This is a genomic window from Hymenobacter koreensis (assembly GCF_039541855.1).
GTDB lineage: Bacteria > Bacteroidota > Bacteroidia > Cytophagales > Hymenobacteraceae > Solirubrum > Solirubrum koreensis.
Genome location: NZ_BAABHA010000008.1, coordinates 271,334 through 290,326, shown reverse-complemented (window position 1 = coordinate 290,326; position 18,993 = coordinate 271,334). Strand labels below are relative to the sequence as shown.

Below are 18,993 nucleotides of genomic sequence, written 5' to 3'. Positions count from 1 at the left end.
GCCTTTGGCGCTACCTTCCGGCGTGAAACCTCCCGAGGCTCTTTCGGCTCCCGATACTTCTGCACGCGCCCCACAACGCGCGGGGCGTAACCAGCGCATGGCAGTTGCCTTGTTTTTCGGCGCATTGCTGGCGTTGGGCTTGGGGCTGCACCGCGACTATGGCATGTCGTGGGATGAGGTGAACAACCACCTGAACGGCCTCGTGAACCTGAAGTACGTGGCTCAGCGCCTGCTGCCCGCTTCCATGGCGCAGAACCCGTCATTAAATCCGGCCTGGGTGCCCGCGTTGGCTACCTACAAAGACCGTGACCACGGCGCCCTGTTCGAAATGCTGGTCACGGTTTCGGGTCAGGTGCTAGGCGCCCACGATTCGCGTGCATTCTACTTCTGGCGTCACCTGTGCGTGTTTCTAGTGTTTATGCTGGGCGTGTGGGCATTGTACCGCTTGGCCTGGGTACGCTTCGCAAACTGGCGGCTAGCTTTGATTGCAGCGGGGATGTTGGTGTTGTCGCCCCGCCTGTTTGCCGAGGCGTTTTACAACGGCAAAGACCTTGTATTCATGGCTCTATACGCTTTGGCCATGTACACGCTGGTTGAGTTACTACGCCGTCCCAGTTGGCAGCGCGCTATTCTGCACGCCATTACCACAGCCGCCGCCATCGACTTGCGTGCCCAAGGGCTGCAGTTGCTGTTGCTAACGGCTATCGGACTGGCGCTGGAGGCTGCCCTGGCTCAGCGCGAAACCGGTAGCCTCCGGCCGCGGTGGGGGTGGGGGTGGTTGTTTTTGCTATACCTGGCCGCGGCGTTAGCTTTTGCAGTAGCCGGCTGGCCTTACCTATGGACGGCCGCTTGGTCTGATCTGGCACAAGCCAGTGAAGGGCTACGCTCCTACGCCTGGCCCCACGCCAACCTCTATTTCGGGCGCTTTGTGCCGGCCAATCAACTGCCCTGGCACTACGTTTTCGTATGGCTGAGCATTACCACGCCGCTGCCCTACACATTAGCTGCGCTGCTGGGCTTGGCCGCCGGCCTGCGGCACTTGGTTCGGACGGGCTTAGGGGTGCTGCGTACGCCAGCCGGCCGCCTCGATGCGCTGCTGCTGCTGTGGCTGCTGGGGCCGCTGGTGTTTGTGCTGGCCTTGCGCCCCTCGCTCTACGACGGCTGGCGGCACTTGTATTTTGTGTACCCTGCTTTCCTGCTGTGGGCGGGCAGGGGCCTGCACGCACTGTGGCAGGCTACCCGTCAGCCCGCAAAGGGGCGGTGGTTTGCGCTGGCCGTCTTGGTGCTGATGGCAGCCGAAACCGTGCGCACCGCGGTACGCATGGTGCAAATGCACCCTTACCAAAACGTATACTTCAGCTTTCTCCCCGCTGCGGTAGTGGAACAGCAGTTTGAGCGCGACTATTGGGGCCTGGCTTACCGGCAAGGGTTGGAGTGGATTGCTGCGCACGATGCAAGCCCGCGCATCCCCGTAGCCGCCCCGTTTCTAACCCCGGTCAGCAACAATATTTTTGTTTTGCCGGCTGCCGAGCGCGAAAGGCTGCAGCCGGTAACTCGCAAAAGCAACAACCACCGTTACTTCCTCACGGGCTACCGCTGGCATCCGCAATCCTACGCCGATAGTGTGGGGCGGGAAGTGTACAGCATCAGGGCTGGCGGCGTCAAAATCCTGTCGGTGTTTAAGCGTAAGGCTGCTGCTGATTCCGTCGTAGGGTTGGAGCCGAAAAAAGCCCGTTTAATCAACACCAGTCGCTGAAATTTCTTTTCTGAGTAAGTGTATTATGTCTGAATCCAACGCCGCTGCCGACGATGATTTGCCGCTGCAAGGTTTGCGGGTGGTAGAGCTGGCCAGTGTACTGGCCGGGCCGCAAGTAGGCCAGTTTTTAGCTGAACTGGGTGCCCAGGTAATCAAAGTAGAGGCACCCGGCGGCGACGTAACGCGCAGCTGGAAAACGCCTGCCGAACCGACGGAGGGCAACGTGTCGGCGTACTTCGCCTGCGCCAATTGGGGTAAGCAGTCTGTTGTGGCCGATTTACGCACCGAAGCCGGTCGGGCCGCCGTGCACCGCTTGGTGGCTATGGCTGATATCGTACTGGTCAGCTACAAACCCGGCGACGCCGAGCGACTAGGCATGGACTACGCTACCCTCAGCAACCACAACCCGCGCCTGATTTACGGCCAGATAACAGGCTACGGCCCCCACACCCCGCGCGCCGGCTACGATGCCGTGCTTCAAGCCGAAACCGGTTTCATGCACCTCAACGGCCTGCCAAAAAGCGGTCCGCTGAAAATGCCCGTGGCCCTCATGGATTTGCTCGCCGCGCACCAGCTCAAAGAAGGCATTTTAACGGCGCTGTACCGCCGCGAGCGAACCGGCCGGGGCGCGCAGGTGCACGTGTCGCTGCACGAGGCAGCTTTGGCTTCCTTGGCCAACCAAGCCAGCACCTACCTCGTCACCGGCCACGACCCGCAGCCCCTCGGTTCGGGCCACCCCAGCATCGTGCCGTATGGCACCGTGTACCGCGCCGCCGACGGCCGCCAGCTCGTGCTAGCCGTGGGGTCCGATCGGCAGTTTCAGGAGTTGTGCAAGGCTCTGGATCGAACCGAATGGGCCCTGGACGCACGGTTTCAGACCAACGGCCGCCGCGTGCAGAACCGAGTCGCTTTAGAGGATTTGCTGGCCGCCCGCATTGCCGAAATCAGCGGCGAGAACCTGCTAATCGAGTTGGAGCAGCTGAGCGTGCCGGCCGGGGCAGTGCGCACCGCCGGCGAGGCGCTGAGTCAGGTCGCCGCGGCGGCAATGCTGCTGCCCCCGGGTGCGGATTTCCCGCATCCGGGTTTGCGCACAGTGGCGTTCCGGAGCCCGCAATGGCCTGCGGTTTCCCGGCTGGGGTCGCCGCCGGCGTTGGGCGAGGAATCAGGTCAATTCGCAGACAGGAACAGCTTTTCTAGCGAAAACTCAACCACGGCTGATTAAAGCTGCGTACCATTAGGCTGCCGCTGGTACCGAAATCTACTTTTTCGGAGCCCTGTGGCCTTTCAATACGTTGGTATTCTAACGGCCCTGCCGGGCCCTTTTGCATGGCAGACGACAGCACTTCCTGGACCATAGCCGCTTCGCAACCTTCGGAACAGCCCACCGCGGCTGCAAACACGGGTGCAGCGGAACAAACCGAGGCCGGGGCCAAGCCGGCCAAGCCCAAAACAACCCGCAAACCCAAAGCCGCCAAGCAGGCCGAGGGGAGCCAGGGTTCCGTAAATAACAAAGCCTCAGAACCCTATAATTCACCGGAGCCCAACACCGACGGCGCGCATATGCCGGAGCCGGAGGATAAGCTCGACATCATTTTTGAGGGTCTGAAGCAAAAATCCTCGGCGAAGCAAGCCATATTCCGCAACACCGAGGCCACGTTCGATTGCCTGCGCAAGGTGTCGCAGGAACTGGTGGTGGAGCTCACGCGCCGCCTCTCGCCGCTCGATTCAAGTGTGCTCATCGAGTACCGGCCCATTAACGAGCTGGAGTTTCACATCAAGTTTTCGGGTGACTTGCTGGTGTTTGTGATGCACTCGAACATCATCACCTTTCCCGACGACTTCCCGCTTTTCAACACCAAGTTCGTGCAGGACGACTTCCGGCGGCGTTTTTTCGGGCATATCATGGCCTACAACTTCATGGCCGACAGTATCAAGTACCAGCGCATGAACGACCCGGGCTACCTGGTTGGTCGTCTGTTAATTAACATCGACAACCACTATTTCATCGAGGGGGTGAAGCAGCTGGAAATGCCCAACCACGACATGGCCAACGACCCCGTAACCCACGAGGCAATGCGCATTTTTGTGGAAAGCGCCATGATTGCGGCCGTGAACAATGACCTGATAGCGCCGCCGATTCAGGACATTCAGAAAATCAGCGTGAAGCAAAAGGTGGAGAACCAGCAGGTGAGCCGCGGCAGCAAAGTCGGCTTCAGTTTCCGTAACGAGCAGCGCGGCGGCTTCGAGAGCATATCGAGCTAACCAGTGTAAAGCAAAAAGGCAGGGCCGCCGGCGTGCCAATACGCCGGCGGCCCTGCCTTTTTGCTTTACCAGTGCCTACCGGGGCGAGTAGCCCACTTTTTCGCGCACTTTGTTGAGTACCGTGGTGCCATACGCTTGGGCTTTGCGGGCACCTTCGGCCAGGCGGGCATCTATTTCGGGCAGGTTGGTCATGAAGTAGTTGAACTGCTCCCGCTCCTGAGCGAAGCGCGTACGGATTACCTCAAACAAAGCCTGCTTGGCGTGGCCGTAACCATAACCGCCATTCAGGTAGTTCTGGCGCATTTCTTCCACCTCGGCGGGCGAGGCCAGCAGCGAGAACAGCTTGAAAGTGGTGTCGGTATCGGGGTTTTTGGGCGCTTCCAGCGGCGTGCTGTCCGATACGATGAGCTTGATGTTTTTGAGCAGGGCTTTATCGTCGAGGAAAATATCGATGATGTTGCCGTAGCTCTTGCTCATCTTTTGCCCGTCGAGGCCGGGCACGGTCATCAGCTGCTCATCCACGCGGGCCTGGGGCAGCACAAAGGTTTCGCCATAGCGGTTGTTGAACGCGGAGGCTATGTCGCGGGTAATTTCCAGATGCTGAATCTGGTCTTTGCCCACGGGCACCACGTCGGCGTCGTAGAGCAGAATGTCGGCCGCCATGAGCACCGGGTAGGTAAACAGCCCCGCATTAACGTCCGCCAACCGATCCGATTTGTCCTTGAACGAGTGCGCGTTGGCCAGCATCGGGAACGGCGTGAAGCACGAGAGGTACCACGCCAGCTCGGTTACCTGGGGCACATCGGACTGCCGGTAGAACAGGTTCTTGTCGGTGTCGAAGCCGCAGGCCAGCCAGGCCGCGGCCACCGAGTAAGTGTTGTGACGCAGCGCTTCGGCGTCGCGCACTTGGGTAAGCGAGTGCAGATCGGCAATGAACAGCAACGAGTCGTTGGTGCTGCTTTTCGACAGCTCGATGGCGGGCAAAATGGCGCCGAGCAGGTTGCCCAAATGCGGGCGGCCGGTGCTCTGAATGCCGGTGAGGATGCGGGACATTAGGTGTAGTTAAGGCTGCTTCGTTACGTAAGCGTTGTAGGATTTGATGAACTGCAGCAGGTTGTTATGCGTGATGCGGCCGTCGGCCAGGGCGGCCGCGTAGGCGGGCTGATCTGCTACCATTGGGCCAACCGCGGCGCGCAATTTCTTTAGGTTTTCAAACGGGCCGCCCTCGGCCGGTACCGCTACCCAAGAGGTGGTGCCCTGCTGCCGAACCAGGAGCGTGTTCCCGCTTTGCACGGCCTGTAATTTGCCCCAGGTGTGTACTCTGGCAAAGGTTGCAAAGGCTTCCGGCGAGTTGTCGGTCACTGGAATGTAGCGGCCCTTGTTCATCAACAAATAAGCCATCTGCGTGTACGCGTACTTGAGCTTTTGCCCGTCGCTGGTTTTTACTTTTAACTGAAGGTTGCCATCGTCATCGGCCTCAAAGTCAATGCTACCACTCACACGAGAACTATCGGTGAGTACACAAGTGCCTGTCTGAACGATGGCCTGGTGCATCATCATGGGCATTTGGGGTGCCGCAGGACGAGTGTTAGGTAAAGTTACATTGCCACCCGGAGTCGAAACTGTCATCTGGGCTTGGGCCGTGTGGGAAGCCAAGGTGCTTAGTAACAACAGGGAAAAACTGATGAGTAGCTTTTTCATCAGAAAACCAAAAAATAAGCAGAGAGAAATAGAGAAAAGGCTTACACGCTTACATCAGCCGCCGCTTCTTGCTGCAGCTCCACGGTTTCCTCTTGCCCGAGGTACCGATCAATGAGCGCGTGGGCGAGGTAGAGCACCGGCGTGAGCAGAATAGCAGCGGCGAATTTATACCAGTAATTGGTGTTGGCCACGCTCAGCACCTGATCAAACGACCAGTTGCCGAACAAGTAGAACGCCACAAACAACACCACAAACGAGTCCACGAGCTGCGAAACGAGTGTGGAGCCGGTGGCACGCAGCCAGATCAGGCGGCTGCCCGTTACCCGGCGCAGGGCCTGAAACACCGTAGCATCCAAAATCTGACCGACTAAAAATGCCACCAACGAGCCGATGATAATGCCCAGCCCCTGGCGGAAGATGCTGCGGTAGGCAAACTCAATATCGAACGGGCGGCCTTGCGCATCCACTTTGTTCACATCGAGCCAGAAAGCAGCCGGAGGCAGCTCCGTGGTGGCCAGAATAACCACAAAGGCATACGAAATAAGCCCGGCCGTAAGCAGGCTTACCCGGATAACGCCGGCCCGGCCGAAGTACTCGTTCAGAATATCAGTGGTTACGAACACCACCGGCCAAATGAGCACGCCTGCCGTGAGGTTGCCGGGTAGGCCCATCAGCTCATCGACGGAGAAAATCTTGACGCCGATGATTTCGGCCAGCAGCGCATTCACAATGAAAATGGCGCTCAGTACCAGGTAGAGCTGTTGCTTTTTATGGGCGAAGCGCGCGTTGGGCGTAGTAAGGTCCATGCAAGAGAAATACTGCCCGGCCGTGCGGGTGGCCGGGGCAGGGCGAAAGATATTAGCCGCGGGCAATTAAAGCCCGACCGACAGACCTTCCAGAGCCAGATTTGTTTCGGTGAATTCCTGCCGGGCCTCATCCAGCAGCGGCTGCAAGTCGCGGTAGCGCGATGAGAAATGGCCGATCAGCAGCTGCTGCACGCCGGCTAAACGGGCCAGCTGACCGGCTTGCCTTGCCGTGGAATGGCCGGTTTGCACGGCGCGTTCCAGCATTTCATGCAGAAAGGTACACTCGTGGTACAGCAGGCTCACGCCGCGCACCAGGTCGGCCAGAGTTTCGGTATACAGGGTGTCGGAGCAGTAAGCGTAGCTGCGAGGGGCCGGAGGCGGCTCGGTTACGTCGAGGTGGCGCAGGTGCACGTGGCCCAACTCGTCGCGCAGGTCTTCGCCCCGCGCCAAGGTTTGAAGCTGCTCGGGGGTAAGACCTGCTGGCAGCTTTTCCTTTATCAGGCGAGGGCGGCCGGGCTTTTCCCGAAACAGGTAGCCGCAGCACGGAATGCGGTGCCGCATGGGCAGCGTGTGTACGCTCACGTACTTGTCTTCGTGTACCAGGGCGTGCTGGGTGGTGTCTACCCGCGTGAACTGTACGTCGAAGGAGAGTGGCGTGCCGGAGCAGCGCAGCTGCGTGGTGAGGATTTCATCAAGGCCAGCGGGACCAAACAAGCGCAAGGGCTCGGTGCGGCCCTGCAGGTGCAACGTGCCCAGCAAGCCAAACAGGCCGAAGAAATGGTCGCCGTGCAGGTGTGAAATAAAAATGTGGTCGATGCGGCCGAAACGGATTCGGTGCTCGATCAGCCGCTCCTGCGTGCTTTCGCCGCAGTCAATTAAATACTGCTGCCGGCCCACGGTTAACACCTGCGCCGTGTGGTGGCGCCCAAGCATGGGGGTGGCCGATGCGCTGCCCAGAATTTTTAGCTCAAATTCCACGAAACGGCAGAAAGCGGGAAACAGGGGAGAAGGAAAAGGCGCGGCGTTCGTCGGTGTACGCAAGCAACCCAGCCGAAGCCGGACTACTGTGCGGCCCAACGCAAAAAAGTTAGCCGTTGGCCGTCAGTAGGGAATACTGACGGCCAACGGCTACTGGCGCGGAAACCGCGGCCTGGCTGTTTGTTACTCTTTGCTCGTCAAGTCACGCTCGATGGCGTGCAGGAAAATGCGGTCGATGCCTTCTTCCACGGTGGGCAGAATGTGCAGTACCGATTCGAGCTTGGAAATGGTGATGAGCTTCATCACGTGGTCTTGCAAGCCGGTGAGAACCAGCAGGCCGCCAGTGGAGTTGCAGAGGCGGTTGGCAATCAGAATGGAGCTCAGGCCCGACGAGTCGGTGTACTTCACATTCTGTAGATCCAAGATCAGGTTGTTGATGCCTTCTGCATTCAGCTTCACGAACTCCGATTTCAAGTCAGGCGCAACAGTCGTGTCGAGCTTTTTCTCGTCAATCGTGATGATCGTGTAGTTTTCTTTTTTATCGATGGAGTACTTCATGCCAGGCAAGTTCAGTCGGATGGGCGAGATGCGAAGGTAAAGAAAAAAAAGTTTTTCAATTCGGGAAGGAAAGGCCCGCAAAGCTTTTCAGTAGTTGCACGGACTTACGCTAAAACTACCTGATTTGCCCCGTAAAGGCAAACGTAAGCGACGCCCAAGTACTTTGCCAATCTGCGGTGGCCGGCACCGGGTGGGGCACCATTCTAACCGCCGCCAGCAATACCGTAGCGGGTTTGGAAAGGCGTAACAGGACCCGCCCATTAATGTTTGTGTGCAGCTGCAATTTTTGTGTGGGGCTGCCATCCAGCGGCCGTACCCAGGCTTGCACCAGCTGCCGGTTGGCCGGTACGCCCGCATCGAACACGCGCACCGTGAGCGAGCCGCCCACGGGCAGGGTGTAGGGATTTTGCTCGGGCACTATTTCGAGCGGGTGACCCACACGAGTACGCCAAGTGGTATCGGTTTTAGAAACGGCCCCGGCTTGCAGAAGGGTTTTGGCGCAACGGCGGTAGGCCTCTTTGGCGGGCTTGTCTTGCTGCTTGCGCCGGGTGCGCAGGTACAGCACGTCTTCCAGTCCTTCCTGCCGGAGGTAGGCGGTAAACTCCGGGCCACTCATGCTGATGAAGGCGTCGGTGGTACCCAGGGCCAGTAAGTGCGTGCCGGCGCGCTCCAGGACCACGGTGGTTTGCAGCGAGTCGGTCTGGGTGGCGGCGGACGTAAGATCGGTGCGCTGGCCGCCGGGTTCGAAATGCAACAAGTGCTCTACCCGCTGGCTGTTACCGGGCCACCGTTTGCCGGCAAAGTCCAGCCCTACCCAGCGGCCGAGGTACACCCGGCTGCCCGGCGCCACCACGAAGCGAATGGGAGCCAGCCAAAACTCGTGCGCCGTAGCGGACCAAGTCAAAAGAATGACGGCAAAGACGGCAAGTAAGCGGGGGTGCATCCAACAAATATGCACCGTTTTAAAAACTTTCGGCAAAGTTTAGGGTAATAGGGTTGTTTAATGTTTCACACCAAAAAGTTAAACAATGAAAGCATCCGCAAACCTTTTTTCACGAATGGTAAGCCGGGCCCTGACAGTCTGCGCGTTAGTGGCCGGCTTGGGCCTGACGGCCTGCAACGACGACGATGAATCGGTGGCGCAGCCGACCCAGCAGAACATCGTGCAACTTGCTCAGGGCAACGCCAACCTCTCGACGCTGGTAGCAGCCGTGCAGAAGGCTGATTTGGTCACCACCTTGAGCGGCACCACCCAACTGACTGTGTTTGCCCCCACCAACGATGCTTTTAGCCAGTTGCCGGCTCCGTTTAACAACGCCCAAAATATCACGGCCATTACCAACACGGCCGATATTGCCACGCTGCGAAACATTCTGCTCTACCACGTAACGGCCGGCGACGTGAAAGCTGCCGATTTGCGCGCCCAGGCCTACACCACGCAGGCTGCTGCGCCCAACAACAACATTTACGTGAGCAAGCCCGCCGCAGGCGGAGTGTTCATCAACGGCAACACCCGCGTAACCACTGCCGATGTGGACGCCAGCAACGGGGTGGTACACGTCATCGACCGCGTGCTGATGCCGCCTTCGCAGAGCATCGCGCAAATTGTAACGGCCCGCGCTTCGGCTAGCACCAACCCCGAATTCACCCTGCTACTTCAGGCCCTGCAGCGGCCCGCAGCAGCGCCAATCCTAACCGCAGCTGCCTCGCAAACGGGTAACGTAACGGTTTTTGCCCCCACCGATGCAGCATTCCGCGCTTTGTTGGGCAATGCCCAGCTTAGCTCGGTATCGGATGCCGACCTGACGGCCATTCTCTCGCGCCACGTAATTGGTACAGGCCGGGTATTCTCCACGGATTTAGCGCCGGGTACGGTGGCTACGCTCGGTGGTAACGTAACGATTGCGGCGGCCGGTACTGGCTTTACCGTGCGCGGGGCCAGCGGCACGGCGGCTAACATCACGGCGGCCAACATATTGGCCACAAACGGCGTGGTTCACGTCATCGACCAGGTAATTCGCCCCAACTAAGCGGCGGCTGAATTACCAACGCGGGCCCCGCGAGCAGCACCGGCATGGTAGCCGGTGCTGCTCGCGGGGCCCGCTGCGTTAACGGGATTTATTTAACCGAAACTGCGTCGCGCTCCAGCGCCAAGGCGTAGGCGCGGTCGTAGTGCTGACGCAGGTGGCGCCAGTCAAATTGCTCGGAGGAGCTTTCTACCTGGTTGCGCTGGGTAATACGTTCGCGGCGGTTTTGAATGACAAACTGCCAGAGCATATTGGTCAGCTCCTCCGCCGATTCATCGAAGCTCTTTTCCTGACGCTGCACCACAAAAATGCCCTTCTGCTCGTGGTCGGGTACGTTTTGCTGCACGTAGTCGCCAAAGCCAGACAGGTCGGAGGTAACGGCGGGTACGCCGCGGGCCACGCATTCCAGCGGGGTGTAGCCCCACGGCTCGTAGTAGGAGGGGAACACGCCCAGGTGGCAGCCGCGCACGAACTGGCCGTAATCGAGGCCAAATAGGGGTGAGGTGCTGGACACAAAATCGGGGTGGTACACGATTTTCACGCGGTCGTGGCGGTTGTTCACCAGGTTGGCGCGGCGCACAAAGCCCAGGATTTCGTCGTTCGCGTCGTCAACGAGGTTGTGGGTAATGACCGGCGGCAGGCGCGAGGTTTTCCAGCTTTGCAGCGTGCGGCGGTAGCGCAGCTTCCAGTAGTCGTCCACCAGGTCGGTGAGGTCGGGGAGCTGGTAGCTGGTGCTGCTGGCGGCTTTATAGAACAGCCGCTCGCCCAACTGCTGCTCGATGGCGCGGCAGGTGTCCTGTACTTCGTCCAGCATGGCCCGGCTTTGCAGCACGTCGGGGTTAATGCTGTGGTAGGGCCGTTTGGTAATGAAAAACATCACCACCTGGCCTTCCATGCCGCTTTGTTGAATGCGGTAATTCAGGCGGGCCAGGGCTTCTAAGGTTAAATCGAAGCCTTTGTTGTGGTACTCGTAGCGGCCCGAGGTGAAGAGGTACAGTGTCTGATCCAAGTCGAAGGAGTACGACTGGAAGAAGTGCGCCATCACGAACTCGTGAATCTTGGCCTTGTACTGCTGGTGTAGGTTCTGGAACTCGTGCAGGGCCACAAACCGCTCAATGTTCAGGCCGTTGGGCAGCACGGCATCGGGGATGCGGTCGAGCAGATACATGCACTCGCGCACGGTTAGCTCGCTCACGGTGGTAAACACGTGGGCGCCGTGGGCGGCGGCGCGCTCCATGCGCACGGCCGTTTCAATGTTGAAGTGCCGCGCTTCCTGCTCCCAATTTACGTGCAGTAGGTTTTCGTAGAAGCTGGCGTCGTTCATGGCCAGGTAGCGGCCCAGCAGCGTGGCGTGGGTGGTAAACACGATGCGCGCCGTGGTTTGCTCGCGGCGCAGGGCCGGAATGGCGGCGCCCGTCATCCACTCGTGAAAGTGTGCCAGCGTTTGCAGCGGCTGCTCGGCGGCGGCGGTTTCGGTGGCCACGGCCTGCACGAAAACCTTGGCCAGGTGCCCAAAGGCAATGACCTGGTGCAGCAAATCGTCGTGGTCGGGCGAGGGGATGCCGTGGTCCTGCCACAGATCGGTTTTCAGTTGGCCCAGGCGCGGATATGCCTGAAACGGGGACAGCAGCGCCACGCGGGGCTTGCCCGTTACCAACCACTGCCCGTAGTGCACCTCGTAGCCCTGCTGGCGGAGTTGGCGTACGGCGCGGGCTATTGGGTCGCGGCCGGCGGCAATCTGGGTATCGGTGAAGGGCTCGAACTCGGCTTGAGCTGCCTGCGGAAAATACGGGCCAAGCAGACAGTACCGCTCGCCCCAGCCGGCTACGGTGGCGGGCACCTTGGAGCGAATAACGGTATAGATACCGCCTACCTGATTGCAGACTTCCCAGGCAACTTCAACGAGCAAAGCATCGGAGGCAACGGTATCGGGTGAGGAGGTGGGTAATTGCATGCAGGGCGGGTTTAGCGAGGCATCGGCAAGATATAGGCCCCGGCGGCATTTCTCGCTGAGGTGCGCCGAGGTTTTCCCGGAGGTAGGCTGAGCGTTCAGCAACTCAAGCGAAAACGCCACGAGCCTCTGCAAGCGCGTTTAACCAGGCTCCTGCGACAGAATTAAAACCGAATACGGCGCCATGCCAACGACTCCGTGAAACGGCAAATCGTCGTACTCGCCTTCCTGGGCCTCGGTATCCACGCTTTCGAAGTTGCCGAAGTCGTGAGCGTAGCCCTGCCAGTCGCTGTTAAAGCGCACGCGCCAGTGACCGGCAGCGGGCAGCCCAAAGCGGTAGGCCTCGTGGGCCTGGTCGGCGAAGTTCAGGAGCACCACCACCGTGTCGCCGGGGCCGCCGTCGCCGTCGGCCCAGCGTTGGTAGGCCAGTACTTTCTGCTCGTCGTTCTGGTGCAGAATTCGCGTGTGCTGGCCCAGCAAGCCGCGGGTGTGGCCGTGCAGGTTGCGGCGCAGGGCAATCAGGTCGCGGTAGAGGTGTACGAGGCCGCCGTGCTGCTCGGCGCCGGCCCAATCGAGGGCCTGTTCATCGGAGAAGAAGCCGTTAGTGAGGAACTCCTGGCCCTGAAAAAGCATGGGGATGCCGGGCGCGGTAAACACCAGCGCGGCGCCCAGCGTGGCGCGTTTTTTCGGAAACCAGTGGGCCGCGTCGCCGGGCATGATTTCCTCTGGCACGCGCGATTTGCCGTTGGCCACTTCGTCGTGCGACTCGGTGTAAATGACGCGCTGAAACGCGTCGGCGTTGTAGGCGAGCTGCACCGCTGCGGCCACGGCGGCCATGGAACGGTCGGCGTCGTGTGGCGTGGTGAGGGCCTCGCGCACGGGGTGCACGAAAGCGGCGTCCCATTGCGCGGCAAAGCCCTGGCCGCCGTCTTCGGGTGCCTTGGTAATGAACTCATTGCCGAGCAGGTCTTCGGCAATGGTGATTTTCCAGGGCATCCGTTCCCGGATTTCCTCGTTGATCCACTTCATCAGCGCCCAGCCTTCGGGCAGGTCGCGGGTGGGGTCGGTGGAGCCGTCCACGTTGCGCACGTGGGCAATGGCGTCGGCACGCAGGCCGTCCACACGGAACTCGTCGAGCCACATCAGGGCGTTGTCGCGGATGTAGCGGCGCACTTCCTCGCGGCCGTAATCGGGGCGGTTAAAGCCCCAGGGCGTTTCGGCGCGCCAGTCGTTGTAGAAGTAAATCCCGCCGCCGTCGTTTTCGTGCCAGCCGTCGAACTGCCACAAATCCAGGTCGCCGGGGCCGAAGTGGTTGTACACTACATCCAGCACCACCGCAATGCCGTGCCGGTGGGCGGCTTTCACGAGTTGCTTGAAGGCTACGGGCCCGCCGTAATCGGTTTCGAGGGCGAACGGGTGGGCCGGGTTGTAGCCCCAGGAGCGGCTGCCGGGAAACTCGGTGGCTGGCATCACCTCAATGCAGTTGATGCCCAGGTCCTGCAGATAAGGCAGCTTGTCGATAACGTCCAGAAACGTGCCGGGCCGCTCGGGGTCGGGGGCGTGGAAGGTGCCCACGTGCAGCTCGTAAATAACCAGTTCGTTCCACGCAGGCATCTGAAACTGGTCGTCTTCCCAATCGAAAGACGGGTTGTGGACCACGGAGTTGCCGTTCGAGTGGGTGACTTCGCGGGCGTAGGGGTCGTGGCGGGTTAGCTCGTGGCCGGCCTCGGTTTTCAGCCAGAATTTATACTCGGTGCCGGCCGGTAAGCCGGGCACATCGGCAGCCCAATAGCCGTTTTCTTCGGCCTGGAGCGGGTTCAGCTGCGGGTTCCAGTCGTTAAAGGGTCCGACCACCGCCACGGCAGTAGCGTGCGGGGCCCATACGCGAAACGTGGTGCCATTAGAATGCAGAATGGCGCCCATTCCAGCGGAAAGGGCGGCCACGGGCGCCGCAGCCGATTTACGGCGCGGGGCTTTGGTAGTGGTGGGCATGCAAGAAGTAAACGGGGTGCAAGCGGCTGCACGGGTTATTTAACTGCGTTTTCAGTGCCGGGGTTGTCGAGCTTGTAACATGCTCACCGGAAGCTAAAACTTCGGGTTAACCGAATTCGAGCAGTAAAGTATGGGGTGGAATAACCCCGCAATTTCCCCTTGCCGAAACGTTCAGCTCGCGGCGGAAACTGGCCCGGCAGCCCAACCGTGCTACTTTCGCGGCCGAACTCACCTGCCGGTTTAGGTGTTTTCAACCCATACCCAAGCTTCGTTGCCTGTGCCCCGTCCCATGCTGCAATACGGCCTTTACGGCTGGTCACCCGATTACGGTTATACCTACATTCACCCCGCCAACCGCCGCTCGTTTGAGTGGGTGGAGCCGCTGGACAAGGTGTTCGAGAAGATAAGCGAAGACGAGGACTGGATTACCCTGCGCTACGATGAGCGCAACTACCTGGTGCGGCCCGAGCTGTTCCGGCCCATCGAGCGGCCCCCGTTCGGCTTCGGCGACGCCGTGGAAGCCGTGCAGTGGGAGCCGGGCCAGCCGCGTTTGCGCGGAGTGGTGTCGGATATTTTCTGGGACGAAAGCGGCCACCGCGCCCGTTACCAGATGGTGGTGCGCAAGAAAAAGGTGCCGCAAGTGTTTGAAGCCGACGAGCTGCGACGGGGCTAAGGGGTTACTTACGCGCTGCTACCCAAGGTGCAGCGCGTAACCAGAATCCAAGGTTAGCAGCTAGTTCCCCTCCTCATCTGAGGAGGGGAACTGGTTCTAGCTGCAGACTGAAAATAGGGGTTTGCTACACGCCGAGGGCAATACCCAGCACAATGGCCACCACGGCCAAACCCAGCAGCATCAGGTAAAGCGGCAGCGCGAATTTCCACCACTGGTCGAAACGCACGCCGCAGGCCGCTACTATGGCCATGAGGGCACCATTGGTGGGCGTTAGCAGTTCGCAGAGGCCGGCGCCGTACTGGAAGGCCAGCACAGTAACCTGACGCGAAAGGCCCAGTAAATCCGACAGCGGCGTGAGAATGGGCATGGTTAGCACGGCCTGTCCGCTCACACTAGGCACGGGTATGTGCAGGGCCGTGTGCACGCCCAGCATGCCCAGCGCCGACAGCACCACGGGCAAATGCGCCAGCGGCGCCGAAAGCCCGTTCACCACGGTATCCACGATCTGGCCTTGTTCGAGTACCACAAAAATGGCGCGGGCAAACCCGATGAGTACGGCCGAAAAGGCCATGTCGCGGAAGCCGGTGATAAATCCCTCGGCCGTGCCGGTAAGGCCTAACCCGCCCACGAGACCAGCGGCAATGCCCAGGCCCAAAAACAGCGCTGCCATCTGGCTGAAATCCCAGCCCAGGTTCAGTACGCCGTAAGTGAAAACGGCAAAGGTTACGAACAGCAGCGCCAGTACCAAGCCATGCCGGCGCCCAGTTTCGTGCCCGGCCGCGTCGGCCTCAGCCTCTATGGGAGAATCAGCAATTAGCGGCGCGGTTTCGCGGTGTTTGAGGGCGTAGCGCACGGTGCCGCCAATCCAGATGAGCAGAGCCAACGCCAGAAAAACCAGCCGAAAACCGGCGCCCGACAGCAGCGGCAAGCCGGCCAGTTTTTGAGCAATGCCCACCTGAAACGGGTTCAGTGGGCTGAATGCTGCACCCACAGCGGCGGACCCAATACTTACGGCTGCCGCTGTAATTACGGGGTAGCGCATGCGCCGCATGAGCACCAGCAACACCGGCACCAACGGCACGATTTCTTCCTGCATGTTTTCGAGCGCGCCCATGGTGGCAAACAGCAGCGCCACCACCGGAATAACCAAGGCTTCGCGGCCGCTGAGTTTCGCCAGCAGCCAATCGACGCCGCGCCGCAGGGCCCCGGTTTGGTCTACCACGGTAAACGCGCCACCGGCCAGAAACACCAGGAAAATCACGTCGGCGGCGTCTTGCAGGCCTTTGGGAATGGCCGTAAGGGCCGCCAGTGGCGACACCGGCGTGGGCGCTACCTGCTTGTAAGAGCCGGGCACCACCACTTCGCGGCCGGTAGCGGCGTCGAGGCGGCGGTCGAAGCGGCCGGCCGGCAGTACGTAGCTTAAGCCCACGGCCAGCAGAATAAAGGCAAACAGCAGCACCAAAGGGTGCGGAAAACGAAACGTGGGCATCAGCGAAGAAAGGGAGAAACCGATGAGCTTGGGGCGCAAAGGTTACAAAAGAAAGCCCGGCCTGCTGCCGCTTGCATCTGCATAGTTGAATAACGAGGCGCCAACCAGCAAAACGCACCTGCACCTGCCAGCCGGTTTTCGTAACTTCGAAGTCCGACGCCCAGCACGTCGGCTCTCACGCATGAACTTCGCCTCTTTCACTCAACTGCCCCTCGGCCAGCAAACCGAATACCTGCTGCGTACCGGCCACCATTTGGCCGACCGCGCCGAGCACGGCTGTCGGCTACAGCTGTATGCGCTGGAGGATTTTTACGCCGAGGTGTGGCGGCTGGTAGGCGAGGAGCGGGTGCTGTTTATTCATCTGTTTCAGAAGCCCGCCGTGCTGCAGCCCTGGCTGGATGCCGTGCGCCTGCCGGAGTGGTGAGCTGCACATTGGGCGAGCAATTGAAGGGCTTTGTGCATAGCCTGCCGAATGGTAATGGGCTGAACTCAACCTAAAATTCCGGTCCGCTTATTTTGCTTTTCTTGCGCCGCACTCCCACGCCGATTCCCCTGCTGTTTTCGGTTCTGAAATTTGTCTCGGGTTTTGTGTTGGCCAGCGCGGCCTACGAGCTGCACCGCGACGAATACCTCTACCTCGAACAAGGCCGACACCTCGCCTGGGGCTACCTGGAAGTGCCCCCGCTGATAGCCGTGCAGGCCTGGCTCACGCACCTGCTGGGCGGCGGGTATTTCTGGGTGAAGTTCTGGCCGTTTTTGTGGGGTGCCCTCACGGTTTATGTGGTGGGGCGGGCTGCCGCGCGGTTGGGCGCGGGCTGGTTTGGGCAGGCGCTGGCCTGCGTGGTGTACATAGTATCGGGCTACTCGCGGCTGAACTTCCTGTTTCAACCCAACTCGCTCGAAGTTTTCGGTTTCACGCTGACTTGCTACCTGTTGCTGCGCTTCATCCAGCAGCCGCAGCCGAAGTGGTGGTACTACATCGGCGCTTGTTTGGGGCTGAGCCTGCTGAACAAGTACACCACGTTCTTTTTCATTGCTGCTCTTGGCGTCGGGCTGCTGCTTACGGAGCAGCGCCGCGTGTTTACCCACAAGCATTTTTGGGGCGGCGTAGCCGTTGCGCTGCTGCTGTTTCTACCCAGTGCCTTGTGGCAGCTTACGCACGGCGTGCCGTTCCTGCAGCACATGCGCAAGCTGGAGGAGTCGCAGCTGGTGAATGTGTCGCTGGCCGATTTCTGGAAAGACCAGCTGCTGATGTGCTTTCCGGCTTTGTGGGTGTGGGTGCCGGGACTGCTGGCTTTGTTGCTGTACCGTCCATTTCGGCCCTACCGCAGCCTGGGCTTTTTGTGGCTGGCGGGGCTGCTCATTCTTACCGTGCTGCACGGCAAAAGCTATTACGCGCTCGGCTATTACCCCATTCTGTTTGCCTTTGGGGCCGCGTGGCTGGAGCAGCAGCTGAGCCGCTGGCGGATTGCTCCATTCCTGAAACCCATGTTGTTGGCCCTACCCGTGTTGGTAATTCTACCCCTGGCACCGTTCTTTTTCACGCTCTACCCGCCGGCCTACATGGAGGAATTCAGCAAGCGGCACGCAGACCTCGGCATTACCCGCTGGGAAGACGGCCAGCTGCACCCCTTACCCCAGGACTACGCCGATATGGTGGGCTGGCAGGAAATGGCCGACAAAACCTACGCCGTGTACCAGTCCTTGCCCGATTCTACTCGCGCCCGCACCCTCATTCTCTGCGCCAACTACGGCCAGGCCAGCGCCGTGAACTACTTCAACCGCCACCGCAACATACCCCACGCGGCCAGCATGAACGGCAGCTTCCTGTTCTGGTTTCCGCCCCGGCAATCCTTCCAAAACATCATTATCGTCGACGACGAGCCCGACAGCCTAGCCGCCCACTTCAGCAGTTACCGCCGCCGCGCCGAGGTGCTGAACCCCTACGCCCGGGAAAAGGGTACGCGCATTACGCTGGGGACGCGGCCGGATAAGGCTATTTTGGATACCGTATACGCCGAGCACCGCCGCGAACTGGCTTCTTGGACGGGTTCAAGTGCTAATAATGAATTTACTGAAGCAGAAATCAGAATTCCAAGTGAATTGTAGGTTGTAAAATATGGATAAACTCTTAAAATTGACTTTAATGTTCTCGCCAAAAAATGCGTATACTGTCTTGTTTTATGCTGATAATATTGAAATTGATATTACTGGGTGTGCAATATATGAATTTATATTCATTCAGAGCTTTTGTTAAATAATATTTTGTGTTAATTTTATTGTTTTTCAAGTTTTTAAACAATGAATAATTTGAAGTGTTAAAATTTATGTATGCTTTCTTGTTGGATCTTATATTTACTGTCTGAGCTGTTCTCCTGACCAATAAATCTATGGTATCTTTTTTGTCGCTTGATATAAGTGCAAATCCTTTGCAAGTAGATTTTTCGAACTCATTGTGTTTAAGAGTTAGGTTTAATTCTCGATCATAGTTATTTATAAGCTGGGCCGAAAAGGTCGCTTGTGCCATGTCCTCGCCTGTTGAATCAGCAAAAAGTACTAGGCTTGTTATTCTTACTGTTATACTTGGTATTGGAGGATCTTTTTGCTTTATAACTTGTGTTAATTTAATTAACACGAACAGGCTTGTTGTTATAAAGAATAGAAAATAGATTAAAGTTGGTATTGATTTTACATAGAATGTATTTTTGGGTGTTTTAAATTTGCTCATAAGAGTTGGCCTAGTATGTAGTGTAGAGTTTGGCTTGATATTGCGTCATTTTATCAAAGCATCTCTGCTACT

The 18,993-nt window shown here is 59.0% G+C and carries 17 protein-coding genes; 7 read left to right on the top strand and 10 right to left on the bottom strand.

Going from position 1 to position 18,993, the window contains the following annotated elements; all coding sequences use genetic code 11:
• Window positions 1-22: 22 nt before the first annotated feature.
• The 3 genes from ABD903_RS13720 to ABD903_RS13710 all read left to right on the top strand — a co-directional run bounded on the left by ABD903_RS13720 (window position 23) and on the right by ABD903_RS13710 (window position 4,018).
• Window positions 23-1,756, top strand: a complete 1,734-nt coding sequence (locus tag ABD903_RS13720; protein ID WP_345225132.1) for a hypothetical protein — start codon at window positions 23-25, stop codon at window positions 1,754-1,756.
• 25 nt (window positions 1,757-1,781) lie between these two features.
• The gene (locus ABD903_RS13715) at window positions 1,782-2,978 is read left to right on the top strand and encodes a CaiB/BaiF CoA transferase family protein (protein WP_345225130.1); all 1,197 of its coding nucleotides are present in this window, start codon (window positions 1,782-1,784) and stop codon (window positions 2,976-2,978) included.
• A 104-nt stretch (window positions 2,979-3,082) separates the two neighbouring features.
• Window positions 3,083-4,018 carry a hypothetical protein gene (locus tag ABD903_RS13710; RefSeq protein ID WP_345225128.1) on the top strand — a complete coding sequence of 312 codons (936 nt, stop codon included), beginning with the start codon at window positions 3,083-3,085 and terminating at the stop codon, window positions 4,016-4,018.
• A gap of 75 nt (window positions 4,019-4,093) precedes the next feature.
• Here ABD903_RS13710 and trpS read toward each other — a convergent pair whose 3' ends face one another.
• The 6 genes from trpS to ABD903_RS13680 form a co-directional block, all read right to left on the bottom strand.
• Complete coding sequence (trpS, locus tag ABD903_RS13705) at window positions 4,094-5,071, bottom strand: tryptophan--tRNA ligase (RefSeq protein WP_345225126.1); 978 nt, start codon at window positions 5,069-5,071, stop codon at window positions 4,094-4,096.
• Window positions 5,072-5,080: 9 nt separating this feature from the next.
• Window positions 5,081-5,719 (bottom strand): hypothetical protein, encoded by a 639-nt coding sequence (locus tag ABD903_RS13700; protein ID WP_345225124.1) that lies wholly within the window; start codon window positions 5,717-5,719, stop codon window positions 5,081-5,083.
• Window positions 5,720-5,760: 41 nt separating this feature from the next.
• Window positions 5,761-6,525 (bottom strand): queuosine precursor transporter, encoded by a 765-nt coding sequence (locus ABD903_RS13695; RefSeq protein WP_345225122.1) that lies wholly within the window; start codon window positions 6,523-6,525, stop codon window positions 5,761-5,763.
• Between the two features lie 66 nt (window positions 6,526-6,591).
• A complete protein-coding gene (locus ABD903_RS13690; RefSeq protein WP_345225120.1) occupies window positions 6,592-7,503 on the bottom strand; it encodes a ribonuclease Z in 912 nt (303 codons plus the stop codon).
• Between the two features lie 183 nt (window positions 7,504-7,686).
• Window positions 7,687-8,061 (bottom strand): STAS domain-containing protein, encoded by a 375-nt coding sequence (locus tag ABD903_RS13685; RefSeq protein ID WP_078012567.1) that lies wholly within the window; start codon window positions 8,059-8,061, stop codon window positions 7,687-7,689.
• 115 nt (window positions 8,062-8,176) lie between these two features.
• Window positions 8,177-8,965 carry a DUF4198 domain-containing protein gene (locus ABD903_RS13680; protein WP_345225113.1) on the bottom strand — a complete coding sequence of 263 codons (789 nt, stop codon included), beginning with the start codon at window positions 8,963-8,965 and terminating at the stop codon, window positions 8,177-8,179.
• A gap of 124 nt (window positions 8,966-9,089) precedes the next feature.
• Between ABD903_RS13680 and ABD903_RS13675 the strand changes: the two genes are divergently transcribed.
• Window positions 9,090-10,091: a fasciclin domain-containing protein gene (locus ABD903_RS13675; RefSeq protein ID WP_345225111.1), complete on the top strand. Its 1,002-nt coding sequence runs from the start codon at window positions 9,090-9,092 to the stop codon at window positions 10,089-10,091.
• 88 nt (window positions 10,092-10,179) lie between these two features.
• Here ABD903_RS13675 and ABD903_RS13670 read toward each other — a convergent pair whose 3' ends face one another.
• Together ABD903_RS13670 and ABD903_RS13665 are read right to left on the bottom strand one after the other, a co-directional pair.
• Entirely contained in the window at window positions 10,180-12,042 is a 1,863-nt protein-coding gene (locus ABD903_RS13670; RefSeq protein WP_345225109.1) for a glycosyltransferase, read from the bottom strand.
• Window positions 12,043-12,180: 138 nt separating this feature from the next.
• Complete coding sequence (locus ABD903_RS13665; RefSeq protein WP_345225107.1) at window positions 12,181-14,031, bottom strand: alpha-amylase family glycosyl hydrolase; 1,851 nt, start codon at window positions 14,029-14,031, stop codon at window positions 12,181-12,183.
• A 277-nt stretch (window positions 14,032-14,308) separates the two neighbouring features.
• On the opposite strand from ABD903_RS13665, the gene ABD903_RS13660 reads away from it, so the two are divergent.
• Window positions 14,309-14,704, top strand: a complete 396-nt coding sequence (locus ABD903_RS13660; protein WP_345225105.1) for a DUF6960 family protein — start codon at window positions 14,309-14,311, stop codon at window positions 14,702-14,704.
• 124 nt (window positions 14,705-14,828) lie between these two features.
• On the opposite strand, the gene ABD903_RS13655 is transcribed toward ABD903_RS13660, so the two are convergent.
• The gene (locus tag ABD903_RS13655; RefSeq protein ID WP_345225103.1) at window positions 14,829-16,193 is read right to left on the bottom strand and encodes a YfcC family protein; all 1,365 of its coding nucleotides are present in this window, start codon (window positions 16,191-16,193) and stop codon (window positions 14,829-14,831) included.
• Window positions 16,194-16,374: 181 nt separating this feature from the next.
• Between ABD903_RS13655 and ABD903_RS13650 the strand changes: the two genes are divergently transcribed.
• On the top strand, window positions 16,375-16,617 hold the full coding sequence (locus tag ABD903_RS13650) for a hypothetical protein (protein ID WP_345225101.1): 243 nt from the start codon (window positions 16,375-16,377) through the stop codon (window positions 16,615-16,617).
• Window positions 16,618-16,718: 101 nt separating this feature from the next.
• Window positions 16,719-18,302, top strand: a complete 1,584-nt coding sequence (locus tag ABD903_RS13645) for an ArnT family glycosyltransferase (RefSeq protein WP_345225099.1) — start codon at window positions 16,719-16,721, stop codon at window positions 18,300-18,302.
• Window positions 18,303-18,336: 34 nt separating this feature from the next.
• On the opposite strand, the gene ABD903_RS13640 is transcribed toward ABD903_RS13645, so the two are convergent.
• The gene (locus tag ABD903_RS13640; protein WP_345225098.1) at window positions 18,337-18,921 is read right to left on the bottom strand and encodes a hypothetical protein; all 585 of its coding nucleotides are present in this window, start codon (window positions 18,919-18,921) and stop codon (window positions 18,337-18,339) included.
• Between the last annotated feature and the right edge of the window lie 72 nt (window positions 18,922-18,993).